This window comes from Mesorhizobium sp. P2_F5 (assembly GCF_056403715.1).
Genome location: NZ_JBFUEY010000049.1, coordinates 1 through 11956 on the forward strand (window position 1 = coordinate 1; position 11956 = coordinate 11956).

Annotated in this window: 13 protein-coding genes; 7 read left to right on the forward strand and 6 right to left on the reverse strand. The window is 63.5% G+C overall.

Translation table 11 applies throughout. The features are described from left to right. The 4 genes from ftsY to AC1DYO_RS31945 form a co-directional block, all read left to right on the forward strand. Positions 1 to 1221, forward strand: a 1221-nt coding sequence (gene ftsY / locus AC1DYO_RS31930) for a signal recognition particle-docking protein FtsY (protein ID WP_477268618.1), incomplete at its 5' end; no start/stop codon positions are given. Positions 1222 to 1225: 4 nt separating this feature from the next. After that, positions 1226 to 1897, forward strand: coding sequence for a septation protein A (locus AC1DYO_RS31935; RefSeq protein WP_181062180.1), 672 nt, complete (start codon positions 1226 to 1228; stop codon positions 1895 to 1897). Between the two features lie 90 nt (positions 1898 to 1987). Continuing rightward, positions 1988 to 2608: a pyridoxamine 5'-phosphate oxidase family protein gene (locus AC1DYO_RS31940; protein WP_477268620.1), complete on the forward strand. Its 621-nt coding sequence runs from the start codon at positions 1988 to 1990 to the stop codon at positions 2606 to 2608. 37 nt (positions 2609 to 2645) lie between these two features. Further along, positions 2646 to 3179, forward strand: coding sequence for an NADPH-dependent FMN reductase (locus AC1DYO_RS31945; protein WP_477268622.1), 534 nt, complete (start codon positions 2646 to 2648; stop codon positions 3177 to 3179). 7 nt (positions 3180 to 3186) lie between these two features. Here the strand turns inward: AC1DYO_RS31945 and AC1DYO_RS31950 are convergent, their stop codons facing one another. Together AC1DYO_RS31950 and AC1DYO_RS31955 are read right to left on the reverse strand one after the other, a co-directional pair. Continuing rightward, positions 3187 to 3393, reverse strand: a complete 207-nt coding sequence (locus AC1DYO_RS31950; RefSeq protein WP_038650602.1) for a tautomerase family protein — start codon at positions 3391 to 3393, stop codon at positions 3187 to 3189. Positions 3394 to 3558: 165 nt separating this feature from the next. Then, a complete protein-coding gene (locus AC1DYO_RS31955) occupies positions 3559 to 4479 on the reverse strand; it encodes an SMP-30/gluconolactonase/LRE family protein (protein ID WP_477268624.1) in 921 nt (306 codons plus the stop codon). A 287-nt stretch (positions 4480 to 4766) separates the two neighbouring features. On the opposite strand from AC1DYO_RS31955, the gene AC1DYO_RS31960 reads away from it, so the two are divergent. Then, on the forward strand, positions 4767 to 4934 hold the full coding sequence (locus AC1DYO_RS31960) for a hypothetical protein (protein WP_023742107.1): 168 nt from the start codon (positions 4767 to 4769) through the stop codon (positions 4932 to 4934). Positions 4935 to 5188: 254 nt separating this feature from the next. Here AC1DYO_RS31960 and AC1DYO_RS31965 read toward each other — a convergent pair whose 3' ends face one another. From AC1DYO_RS31965 to ccmA, 4 genes are all read right to left on the reverse strand, one after another. After that, entirely contained in the window at positions 5189 to 5770 is a 582-nt protein-coding gene (locus AC1DYO_RS31965; RefSeq protein WP_477268626.1) for a DsbE family thiol:disulfide interchange protein, read from the reverse strand. Then, on the reverse strand, positions 5767 to 5946 hold the full coding sequence (gene ccmD, locus AC1DYO_RS31970; RefSeq protein ID WP_477268628.1) for a heme exporter protein CcmD: 180 nt from the start codon (positions 5944 to 5946) through the stop codon (positions 5767 to 5769). Before ccmD ends, AC1DYO_RS31965 begins: the two co-directional genes overlap by 4 nt. A gap of 122 nt (positions 5947 to 6068) precedes the next feature. Further along, positions 6069 to 6734, reverse strand: a complete 666-nt coding sequence (gene ccmB / locus AC1DYO_RS31975; RefSeq protein WP_477268630.1) for a heme exporter protein CcmB — start codon at positions 6732 to 6734, stop codon at positions 6069 to 6071. 211 nt (positions 6735 to 6945) lie between these two features. Continuing rightward, complete coding sequence (gene ccmA / locus AC1DYO_RS31980) at positions 6946 to 7554, reverse strand: heme ABC exporter ATP-binding protein CcmA (protein WP_477268631.1); 609 nt, start codon at positions 7552 to 7554, stop codon at positions 6946 to 6948. 285 nt (positions 7555 to 7839) lie between these two features. Between ccmA and acnA the strand changes: the two genes are divergently transcribed. Both acnA and AC1DYO_RS31990 read left to right on the forward strand, forming a co-directional pair. After that, positions 7840 to 10530, forward strand: coding sequence for an aconitate hydratase AcnA (gene acnA, locus AC1DYO_RS31985; RefSeq protein ID WP_477268633.1), 2691 nt, complete (start codon positions 7840 to 7842; stop codon positions 10528 to 10530). A gap of 334 nt (positions 10531 to 10864) precedes the next feature. Beyond that, entirely contained in the window at positions 10865 to 11644 is a 780-nt protein-coding gene (locus AC1DYO_RS31990; protein WP_477268635.1) for a DUF1223 domain-containing protein, read from the forward strand. Positions 11645 to 11956 lie beyond the last annotated feature (312 nt).

Below are 11956 nucleotides of genomic sequence, written 5' to 3' on the forward strand. Positions count from 1 at the left end.
GGCACCTTCTCCCCGTATAGGGTCGGGGAGAAGGAAGAAGCGCCAGCGCCCCACCCTCCCCTTGATGGGGAGGGTCGACGCGAAGCGGCGGGGTGGGGTGACGGCGCCGACGCCGGCGCCAGTCACCCCCACCCCCGAGCTGCGCTCGGGACCTCCCCCATCGAGGGGGAGGTAAAGCCTGCGCCGGTGCCAATCCCGCAGCCGGCGCCAGAGCCAGAGCCAAAACCCGTTCCCGGCAAAGTCACCGTCACCAAAAAGGTCGAGCAGAAGGCTGAGCCGGTCAAAGCGCCGGAACCGGCGCCGCGGCGTTCCTGGTTCCAGCGCATGCGCGACGGGCTCGCCCGCTCCTCGAAAGAACTCACCGGCAACATCGCCGGTGTCTTCACCAAGCGAAAGCTCGACGAAGAGACGCTGCAGGATCTGGAGGACGTACTGATCCGCGCCGATCTCGGCCTGGAGACCGCGCTCCGCGTCACCGATGCGCTGGCCTCGAGCCGCTACGGCAAGGATGTCTCCGACGCGGAAGTGCGCGCCGTGATGGCCGCCGAGGTGGAAAAGGTGCTGACCCATGTCGCCATGCCGCTGGAGCTCGACCTCTCGCACAAGCCGCATGTCATCCTGGTGGTCGGGGTCAACGGCACCGGCAAGACCACGACCATCGGCAAGCTGGCGGCAAAACTGACCGATGGCGGCCTGTCGGTGATGCTTGCCGCCGGTGACACGTTTCGCGCCGCGGCCATCGAACAGCTGAAGATCTGGGGTGAGCGGACCAAATCGCCGGTCATCGCCTCCAAGATCGGCGCCGATGCCGCCGGCCTTGCCTACGACGCTTTCGAGCGGGCCAAAGAGGCCGGCTCCGACGTGCTGATCATCGACACTGCCGGCCGGCTGCAGAACAAGACCGAACTGATGGCGGAACTGGAAAAGATCGTGCGCGTGCTGGGCAAGCTCGATCCGGAAGCACCGCACACCGTGCTGCAGACGGTCGACGCCACCACCGGCCAGAATGCGCTCAACCAGGTCGAGATCTTCCGCAATGTCGCTGGCGTCAACGGCCTGGTGATGACCAAGCTGGACGGCACGGCGCGCGGCGGTATTCTGGTGGCAATCGCGGCAAAGCACAAACTGCCGGTCTATTTCATCGGCGTCGGCGAACAGGTCGACGACCTCGAACCTTTCTCAGCCAGCGAATTCGCCAGAGCGATCGCGGGAGTGGCTTAAACCTATGAACCCACCCATCCTCGAACGCGACCCGTCCGACCCGCAGAAGAAGAAAGAAAGCGTCAATCCGCTGCTCAAGCTGGTGCTGGAGCTCGGGCCGCTGATGGTGTTCTTCTTCGCCAATGCACGCAGCGCATGGCTGGTACAGAAACTCCCCGTCCTGGCCGAGTTCGGTGGGCCGCTCTTCGTCGCCACAGCCCTGTTCATGGCCGCGACTGCGGTCGCGCTGGCCGCCTCGTGGTTGCTGATGCGCACTTTGCCGATCATGCCGCTGGTCTCTGGCGTGGTCGTCTTCATCTTTGGCGCGTTGACGCTCTATCTGCAGGACGACGTGTTCATCAAGATGAAGCCGACCATCGTCAACACGCTGTTCGGCGGCGTGCTGCTTGGCGGCCTGTATTTCGGCCGCTCACTGCTCGGCTATGTCTTCGATTCGGCCTTTCGCCTCGACGCCGAAGGCTGGCGCAAGCTGACCTTCCGCTGGGGCCTGTTCTTCCTGTTCCTGGCTCTTGCCAATGAAGTCGTGTGGCGGAATTTTTCGACCGACTTCTGGGTTACCTTCAAGGTCTGGGGCATCATGCCGATCACGCTTTTGTTCACCTTCAGCCAGATGCCGTTGATCCTGCGCCATTCGCTGGATGACAAGACCGAGAATGCGGAGAAAGCTGGCAAATAGAGCAATTCCAGGAAAAGTGTGAAACGGTTTTCCCGGGAAAAGCGCGGAGCGCTTCCCTTGGGAATTGCGTCGGAATAAACGGAGACGGCTATGGAATTCGTCACCACGCGCGACGAACTGAGGACGATCTACAAGACGCCGCGCCCGACCGACGCTTCGATGCGCAAGGAACTCAGGGCGCTCGACGGCCACTGCCGCTCCTTCATCGGCAAAAGCCCCTTCGTGCTGATCGGTTCGGCCGACAACGCCGGCAATGCCGACGTGACGCCGAAAGGCGACAAGCCCGGCTTCGCGGTTGTCCTCGACGACAAGACCATCGCCATCCCCGACCGGCCTGGCAACAACCGGCTGGACACGCTGGAAAACATCCTGCTCAACCCTTCGGTTGGGCTGCTGTTCCTCATCCCCGGCATGAACGAAACGCTGCGCATCAATGGCGACGCCCGCATTACCGTCGATGCGGGTTTGCGCGAGCGTCTCGCCGTCGACGGCAAGCAACCGCAAAGCGTCGTTGTGGTGAGCGTCAAGGCCGCTTACATGCACTGCGCCAAGGCCTTCATGCGCTCAGAATTGTGGAAGCCGGACAGCTGGTACGACCGCGCGACATTGCCGACGCTCGGCCAGATCCTGTCCGACCAGATGGCGCATGCCGAAACTGCCAGTGACTTCGACCGCTCGCTGGACGAGGCCTACAGCAAGACCCTGTGGTAGGTTCGGACACGATTCGCTCGTCCCGGTTCCCTTGCCCGTGATCGACATCCTTGCCATTTCCGGCAGCCTGCGCGCCGCCTCGACCAATTCGGCCTTGCTCGCCTCTGTCGCGCGCAACGCGCCGCCCGGGTGCCGCGTCACGATCTATGACGGGCTTGGCCTCCTGCCGATCTTCAATCCCGACGACGAAGGCGAGCGCACGCCAGCCGAAGCCACGCGGCTGATCGAGGCCGTCACCAGCGCCGACGGCGTCATCGTCTCCTGCCCTGAATATGCGCATGGCGTGCCCGGCGGCATGAAGAACGCACTCGACTGGCTGGTCTCGCGCGACGCCGCCGTCGGCAAGGCGGCCATGCTGGTGCACGCCTCTGGGCGCTCGCTCTACGCCCGCGCCGCGCTGGCCGAGATCATGCGGACGATGTCGTTCGCGCTTTGTGAGGACGCGGTGCTGGAGATCGCATTGCTCGGCAAGAAACCACCGGAGATAGAGAATATTCTGGCGGAGCCAACGAATGTGCTGGCAATGCGCAGCGCGGTTTCAGCCTTCGCCGACTTTGTCCGCGGTCGGTGAGGGAGCCCTACCCCTTTCGCAACGTCTCGACATCGGTCCTGCCGACATACCAGTCGCGCGCGTTGATCTCTTCGAACACCACCCAGACGTCGTCATTGCCGAGCCCGGTTGCGTCCATGATGGCGGCCGTGACCTTTTTTGCGATGTCAGCCTTCTTGCCCGCCGGATCGGCGGCGATCACTTCCTTGACGATGCGGATGTTGACGAATGGCATGGCGTCCTCCCCTTGAATTGTGTCTGATATTGCCACTGGCAGACGGCTTCGAGATCCGCTCCGGCGAACCGCTTGGCGGTGGTTCCGGCAGCCGCAGCGCAACGGGCGCCGCCGGCATGCGCAGAAACGCCATCAAGGGCCGCCAGAGAAGCGTTTCCAGCAGCCTCAATAGGTCTTGGCCCCGTTCACCATCAGCCGCACCATGTAGAGCGAGGTCGTGCCGGCGATGTAGAGGCAGTTCAGCTTGTTGCCGCCGAACACGCAATTGGCGGTCACTTCCGGCACCTTGACCTTGCCGATCAGCGTGCCGTCGGGATCGTAGCAATGGATGCCGTCGGCGGCACTGGTCCAGATGCGGCCGGCCTCGTCGAGCCGGAAGCCGTCGAACAGGCCGGACGTGCAATCAGCGAACACGTTGCCACCCGAGACCTTCTTGCCGTGCTTGCCGACAGTGAAGACCCGCATATGCGCCGGGTTCTGCGCGCCATGGGTGCGGCCGGTATCGACGACATAGAGCTGGCTTTCATCGAGCGAGAAGGCAAGTCCGTTCGGCCGGACCATGTCGGTGATGACGGCCTCGACCTCGCCGCTGTCGGGATCGACCCGGTAGACATAGCAGGCGCCGATCTCGCTCTCGGCCTTGTCGCCCTCGTAATCGGTGTCGATGCCGTAGCTCGGGTCGGTGAACCAGATCGAGCCGTCCGAGCGCACCACGACGTCGTTGGGCGAATTCAGCCGCTTGCCTTTCCATTTGGCCGCGATGGTGGTGACGGAGCCGTCATGCTCGGTGCGGCTGACGCGGCGGCCGGAATGTTCGCACGTCACCAGCCGTCCCTGCCGGTCGACGGTATTGCCGTTGGAATTGCCGGAGGGCTGACGGAACACGCTGACATTGCCGTCGGTCTCGTCATAGCGCAGCATGCGGTTGTTGGGGATGTCGGACCAGACGACATAGCGGCCGGCGGCGAACCAGGCCGGCCCTTCCGCCCACTGACACCCGGTGAACAGCTTTTCCACCTGCGCGTTGCCGTTGAACAGGCGCGCGAAACGCGAATCGAGAATTTCGTAATAATCTGCGGTCGCCATGCATTTCCTCCCGGCATCACGTGACGCGCGGATCAAGCCAGCCTGCGAGCGAGATGGCAAGATGGCGCATGCGCAATTTGTAAGACAAAAGGCACACGGCCAGCATTGGCTCGCCAGCCTGTCCGGCCGTGCATGGTGCTGTTAGCGCTGCATTAACCCGCTATGCGTTCTGTGCAATGGTGCATTGCAACATCTTCTTTTTGCATCGCACCATTCCTATGTCATGCTGTGTACAGTCAAGGGAGGAACAAATTCGCCGCAACATGCGGCATGAAAGGACCCTTGCTATGGCTTTTGACAACCTCTTCTCCCGCGCGCGCACCAGCATGGCCAAGCGCCGCCACTACAACCGCCTCGTCGCGGAAATAGAAAACCTGACGAGCCGCGATCTGGCCGATCTGCGCGCCGACCGCTCGGAAATGCTCTACCAGGTCCACAAGCAGATCTACGGCTGAGCTTTCAGACGGCAGCGGGGCACCACCCCCTCACCCGGATTGCCAAACCGAATGGCAAGAGCAATTCGGGCAATCCGACCTCTCCCCAAGGGGAGAGGAGCTGACTTGCACCAACGCCTCTGTCTCTTCTCCCCTCGGGGGTGAGGCGTGGTCCGCGCAGCGGGCGAAAAGCCAATTGCTTGGCTTTTCGAACAACGAACGCCCATAGGGCGGTGGTCGTGTAGCGGCTGGATGAGGAGGCATGGCGCCGTCGCCTAATCCGGCGCCGCCAGTGCTTTCTCGATTTCCGGCATCAGCAGTGTTTGCGCTGACTCTCCGGTCAGCGGCCCGACATGCTTGTAGGCGATCTTGCCATCCTTGCCGATGACGAAGGTTTCCGGCACGCCATAGACGCCCCAGTCGATCGCGGTGCGGCCGGCTTCGTCGACGCCGATGGCCTGGAACGGATTGCCGAGATCGCCGAGGAACCGGCGCGCGTTTTCCGGCTGGTCCTTGTAGTTCAGCGCCGCAAGCGTGAAGCGCTTGTCCTGCGACAGCGCCAGCAGCACCGGATGTTCTTCCCGGCACGGCGCGCACCACGACGCAAAGACATTGACCAGCGTCACCTTGCCGGCGAACGCCTTCGAATCCAGCCCGGGCAGGTTTGACCCTTCCAGCGCCGGCAGATTGGTCTGCGGCGCCGGCAGGCCGATCAGCGCCGACGGCACTTCCGCCTCATCGCGCCCCGACAAAAGCTGCAACAGGAACAATCCGGCAAGGCCGAGGAAAACCAGCAGCGGCAACAGCACGATCAGGCGGCGGCGCGGCGGCGTCGACGTTTCGCTTTCCGTGCTCATGGTTTGCTGGTCCCGGTGCTGGCCTTGTCCGAACGTCGCCGCACGCCGGCGGCTTCGAGTTCTGCCAGTTCGCGCTTGCGGGCGCGCTGGTCGAGCAGGATCCAGCCGATCAGTCCGGCCAGCACGATCGCCGTGATGCCATAGGCGGCGGTGACATAAAGGGCGTGTGCGCTCATGCAGCCCGCTCCCCTTCCGCCGTCACTTCGCCGTGCTCGATCATGGCCTTCCCATAGCTTTGCAGCTTTCTTAGCTTTGCGACTTGGGCTTCGCAATTGGCCGCGGCGCCGCAGCGGCCACATCAATCCGTTCCATGCCGCAGCGCCAGCGCTGCTGCTACCGGCCCCAGCACGGCAAGAAACAGCGTCAGCGCGGCAAGAATGAGGAAGGGCTGCAGGAACGGGTCGGGGTCGGCCACCGCGCCGTAGCTCGCCGACACGCCAAAGATCAGCACCGGAATGGTCAGCGGCAGCACCAGCACCGAAATCAACAGCCCGCCGCGCGGCAGCGCCACCGCCACCGCCGCACCCACCGCCCCAATGAAGGTTATGGCCGGCGTACCGACCAGCAGCGTCAGCGCCGTCGCGCCGATGCTGAGCGGCTCCATGTTCATGAACAGGCCGAGCAGAGGGGCAGCGACCACCAGCGGCAAGACGCTGCCCGCCCAATGCGCCAGGCACTTCACCAGCACCGTCAGCGCCAGCATGTGGCGGTCATTGCCGAGCACCAGAAGGTCGAGCGAGCCGTCCTCGCGGTCGGCCTGGAACAGCCGGTCGAGGCCGAGCAGGCAGGCGAGCAGGGCGCCAATCCACAGGATCGCCGGGCCGATACGGGCGAGCAGCTTCAGATCCGGTCCGACCCCGAAGGGGATGGTGGCGATGACGGCGAGGAAGAAGATGACGCCGGTAAGCGCCCCGCCGCCGGCGCGGACGGAGAGGCGGGTGTCGCGGAGGAAGAGGGACCACATTACGATGTGGTCCCTTCGCAAGGTTTGCGTTCCTTCGCGCCCCCCTCTGTCCTGCCGGACATCTCCCCCACAAGGGGGGAGATTGGCAGCTTGGGCCGACCGCCTAGCTTTGCGACGATAGCGATTGGCGAAAGCCGTCGCGACAGCTGATCTCCCCCCTCGTGGGGGAGATGTCCGGCAGGACAGAGGGGGGCGCCGTAGAGGGCCGACATCAGACGGTCTCCCCCATCACCAGCCCCTTCGCCCCCTCGATCCCCAGCGGCAGATGCGTCGCCGCAACGATAATCCCGCCCTCCGCGCAGTGCTTCTCCATCAACCCCGCGAATCGCACCTCCGAAGCCTTGTCCAACCCCGCCGTCGGCTCGTCGAGCAACCACAACGGCCGGTAGCTGACCAGAAGCTTTGCAATCGCCGCGCGCCTCCTTTGCCCGGTCGACAGATACCCGAACGGCAGATAGCCGATGCCGCTTAAGTCCACCGTCTCCAGCGCCTCTTCAACACCCAACGGACCGTCGCCGTTGAAATCGCGCCAGAAGCGCAAATTCTCCGCCACGCTCAGCGCCGTCTTCATTGCATTGAGGTGGCCGAGATAATGGACAGCCGAGGCGATCGTCGGAAACGTCTCGCCGCCGCCCTCGATGCGCACATCGCCTTCCGCTTTCGGCAGCAGCCCGGCGATGACCCTGAGCAGAGTCGATTTGCCTGATCCGTTCGGTCCGGTGACGACCAGCGCCTGGCCCTTCTCGATCGCAAAACCGATGCCGGAAAAGACCTTCTCGCCGCCGCGTTCGCCGCCCAGATTTTCGGCAATCAGCCGCATGCCTGCCCGTCCCGAAAACTTTACCGCACGATAGCTGCCGCATCGCACAAAATTGCCTGTCGCCTGTCTAGAACTATTCCAGAAAATTCTCTATATGCGGGTCATCCGTGCCAGCGGTCGGCACGGGAACAGAATTTGCGCCGAACCAGCGCACGCGCCGCCTTGAACGGCTCGGGTTGCTTGGGAGCGGACAGCGGAAATGGCCGTACCCGCACCTTTGCGCGTGATTGCATGCCCATCGGCGTCCGTTCCCTTTCAGGCTGAACAGACAAGGACGGACCGCACGTGTCAAAATCCCTCGACAGTTTCAATTGCCGCCGCACTCTCACGGTGGGTGGCACCGACTATGTCTATTACAATCTGGTTGAGGCCGAGAAGAACGGCCTCACCGGCATCGCCCAGCTGCCTTATTCCATGAAGGTGCTGCTAGAGAACCTTTTGCGCAACGAAGACGGCCGCTCCGTCACCAAGGAATCGATCCAGGCGGTTGCCGGGTGGCTGACCGACAAGGGCACCGCCGGCGTCGAGATCGCCTATCGCCCAGCCCGCGTCCTGATGCAGGACTTCACCGGCGTTCCGGCGGTGGTCGATCTCGCGGCGATGCGCGACGGCCTCAAGGCACTCGGCGGCGATCCGCAGAAGATCAACCCGCTGGTGCCGGTCGACCTCGTCATCGACCACTCGGTCATCGTCGACGAATTCGGCACACCGATGGCCTTCGCCAGGAATGTCGAGCTCGAATATGAGCGCAACGAAGAGCGCTACAAGTTCCTGAAATGGGGCCAGCAGGCGTTCCGCAATTTCCGCGTCGTGCCGCCCGGCACCGGCATCTGCCACCAGGTCAACCTTGAATATCTCGGGCAGGTGGTGTGGACCAACACCGAGGACGGCGAAACCACCGCCTATCCCGACACCTGCGTCGGCACCGATTCGCACACCACCATGATCAACGGCCTTGGCGTGCTCGGCTGGGGCGTCGGCGGCATCGAGGCCGAGGCGGCGATGCTCGGCCAGCCGGTCTCCATGCTGTTGCCGGAAGTCATCGGCTTCCGCCTCACCGGCAAGCTCAAAGAGGGCGTCACCGCCACCGACCTGGTGCTCACCGTCACCCAGATGCTGCGCAAGAAGGGCGTCGTCGGCAAGTTCGTAGAGTTCTTCGGCCCCGGCCTCTCCAACATGACGCTGGCCGACCGCGCCACCATCGGCAACATGGCACCCGAATATGGCGCCACCTGCGGCTTCTTCCCGGTCGACGGCGAGACCATCCGCTACCTGACAATGTCCGGCCGCGAGGAAAGCCGCATCGCTCTGGTCGAGGCTTATGCCAAGGCACAAGGCATGTGGCGCGACACCGGCTCGGCCGACCCGGTCTTCACCGACCTGCTCGAGCTTGAACTCAGCGAGGTCGTGCCGTCGATGGCCGGCCCCAAGCGCCCTGAGGGCCGCGTTGCGCTTGAAGGCATTCCGGCCGGCTTCGCCAAGGCGATGGAGACCGAATACAAGAAGGCCGCCGAAATCCACAAGCGTTACGCCGTCGAAGGCACCGACCACGATCTCGGCCATGGCGACGTCGTCATCGCCGCCATCACCTCCTGCACCAACACCTCGAACCCGAGCGTGCTGATCGGCGCCGGCCTTTTGGCGCGCAACGCCAACCGGCTCGGCCTCACGCAGAAGCCGTGGGTGAAGACCTCGCTGGCGCCTGGCAGCCAGGTGGTCGCCGAATATCTCGAAAAGTCCGGCCTGCAGAAGGAGCTCGACCAGATCGGCTTCAACCTCGTCGGCTTCGGCTGCACCACCTGCATCGGCAATTCCGGTCCGCTGCCGGCGCCGATCTCCAAGACCATCAACGACAAGGGCCTGATCGCTGCCGCGGTGCTCTCCGGCAACCGCAACTTCGAAGGCCGCGTCTCGCCCGACGTGCAGGCGAATTACCTCGCCTCGCCGCCGCTGGTCGTCGCCCATGCGCTCGCCGGCACCGTCACCAAAGACCTCACCACCGAACCACTCGGCGAGGGCCGCGACGGCAAGCCGGTCTACTTGAAGGATATCTGGCCGAGTTCGGCCGAGATCCAGGAGTTCATCGAGAAGAACGTCACCCGCGAGCTGTTTGCCCGCAAATATGCCGACGTCTTCAAGGGCGACGAGTACTGGCAGAACGTCAAGGCGCCGGAAGGGCAAACCTATGCCTGGGACGACAATTCGACCTATGTGCAGAACCCGCCCTATTTCGCCGGGATGACCGCCGGTTTCGGCAAGATCGGCGATATCAAGGGCGCGCGCGTGCTCGGCCTGTTCGGCGACAAGATCACCACCGACCACATCTCGCCCGCCGGTTCGATCAAGGCCGCGTCGCCGGCCGGCAAATACCTCACCGACCATGGTGTCGGCGTTGCCGACTTCAACCAGTACGGCACGCGGCGCGGCAACCATGAGGTGATGATGCGCGGCACCTTCGCCAACATCCGCATCCGCAACCACATGCTGGGCGAAAATGGCCGCGAGGGCGGCTACACCATCCATTACCCGTCGAAGGAAGAGGAATCGATCTACGACGCGGCGATGGAGTACAAGAAGGAAGGTGTGCCGCTGGTCATCTTTGCCGGTGTCGAATACGGCAACGGCTCGTCGCGCGACTGGGCTGCCAAAGGCACCAATCTCCTCGGTGTCCGCGCGGTCATCGCCCAGTCCTTCGAGCGCATCCACCGCTCGAACCTGGTCGGCATGGGCGTCATCCCCTTCGTCTTCGAGGAAGGCACGTCGTGGGCCTCGCTCAACCTCAAGGGCGACGAGATGGTCGAGATCGACGGGCTGAGCGCCATCAAGCCGCGCCAGACCATGATCGCCAAGGTCACCTATGGCGATGGCACGGTGAAGAACGTGCCGATCATCTGCCGTATCGATACGTTGGACGAACTCGACTACTTCAAGAACGGCGGCATCCTGCAATACGTGCTGCGCGATCTGGCTGCGTAGGGAATAGGGCGTAGGCAGTAGGGAATAGGGGCTTCCCTACTGCCTACTGCCTACTGCCTACTGCCTAGTCTTGCCAAAGCATTGACTGCCCTGGTCCAAAGTTCCGTCCTGTCCGCAGTAAAGACCGGCCGGGCTCAGCAAAGTTTCCCACAAGCTCTTGATGCCGTTCTGCGGATCGAACCGGGCGGTGAAGTGCTCCGCCCGTAGCGGCCATACCCGCGGTTGCAGCGGCAAAAATTTCACCGCAACGTGACTTCCCGTTGACTGTCGCTTCTGCCACAAATCTGGGCAACCAGAACAAAGGCCGGCGTCACCGGCGGGAATCGGAACGACCATGATACCTCGACAGCCTCTACGGCTTGCGGCTTTTGCGCTGGCCTTCTCGGCGCTTGCCGGGACCGGGTTTGCCGAGGAGTCCGGCACCACTCAGGCAGACAAGCCGCAGACCGACAAGCCCCTGGGCGTGGTCGAGCTGTTCACCAGCCAGGGCTGCAATTCCTGTCCGCCGGCCGACGCTTTCTTTGCCGAGCTGGCGGCCAAGGACAACGTCGTCGCGCTCGCCTACCACGTCAATTACTGGGACTATCTCGGCTGGCAGGACACGCTGAGCAACAAGGACAACACCGACCGGCAATATGACTATATGCGCGCCTTCGGCACGCGCTCGGTCTACACGCCGCAAGCCGTCATCAATGGCCGCAGCCATGTCAACGGCGCCAGCCGCAGGGAAGTCGACGGCGCGCTTGCCCGCATGGAGAAGTCGGGCGAAGGCATGCGGGTCAGCGTCAAGGTCAGCCGCACCAGCGACCGCGTCATGATCGATGCCGGCGACGCCGGCAGCGGCCCGACCGACGCCCATGTCGTCATCGTCTATTTCGAGCCGCCGCAGACGGTCACCATCGCCAAGGGCGAGAACACCGGCCGCAGCATGACCTACTGGAACGCCGTCTCCGGCATCCAGACCGCCGGCATGTGGCACGGCAAGGCGCAGCGCTACGAATTGCCGATGACCGAGATCGCCAAGAAGGGCGGCTGCGCCGTGCTGTTGCAATCCGTCGGCAAGGACGGCCTGCCCGGCCCGATTTTGGGTGCCGCGTTTATTCACAAGCCGTAAGAGGCTGGCGCCGAAACGCCCCTCAGGTCGTCATCCTGGGGCGAAGCAGGAGCGAAGCTCCGTCGCGAAGACCCCAGGATCCATGCCGTGCCATCGGCCACGCACGAAAAGCGGTCTAGAATTGAGACGCGTGCGATCAGGCTGTCTGTTTGAGACAGTTACACTAAAGCGTGTTGCGATTAATCGGCCTCATATCCGGCCGCTTTGAAGAAGTTTCTGCATTCGGTTGGCTCGAACAGATGGCAGATATCGCCGAGAGCCTCGCAGAGTGCATCGAAGCTTCTGGCCGCCTTCTTTCGCAGCCTCGCCTTG

Bases quoted from the DNA above. Each gene is read 5' to 3' on its own strand.
- AC1DYO_RS31965 (WP_477268626.1), bottom strand. From the start codon at position 5,770: ATGAGCACGGAAAGCGAAACGTCGACGCCGCCGCGCCGCCGCCTGATC.
- AC1DYO_RS31940 (WP_477268620.1), top strand. From the start codon at position 1,988: ATGGAATTCGTCACCACGCGCGACGAACTGAGGACGATCTACAAGACG.
- ccmD (WP_477268628.1), bottom strand. From the start codon at position 5,946: ATGAGCGCACACGCCCTTTATGTCACCGCCGCCTATGGCATCACGGCG.
- AC1DYO_RS31935 (WP_181062180.1), top strand. From the start codon at position 1,226: ATGAACCCACCCATCCTCGAACGCGACCCGTCCGACCCGCAGAAGAAG.
- AC1DYO_RS31950 (WP_038650602.1), bottom strand. From the start codon at position 3,393: ATGCCATTCGTCAACATCCGCATCGTCAAGGAAGTGATCGCCGCCGAT.
- ccmA (WP_477268631.1), bottom strand. From the start codon at position 7,554: ATGCGGCTGATTGCCGAAAATCTGGGCGGCGAACGCGGCGGCGAGAAG.
- AC1DYO_RS31990 (WP_477268635.1), top strand. From the start codon at position 10,865: ATGATACCTCGACAGCCTCTACGGCTTGCGGCTTTTGCGCTGGCCTTC.
- AC1DYO_RS31955 (WP_477268624.1), bottom strand. From the start codon at position 4,479: ATGGCGACCGCAGATTATTACGAAATTCTCGATTCGCGTTTCGCGCGC.
- ccmB (WP_477268630.1), bottom strand. From the start codon at position 6,734: ATGTGGTCCCTCTTCCTCCGCGACACCCGCCTCTCCGTCCGCGCCGGC.
- AC1DYO_RS31960 (WP_023742107.1), top strand. From the start codon at position 4,767: ATGGCTTTTGACAACCTCTTCTCCCGCGCGCGCACCAGCATGGCCAAG.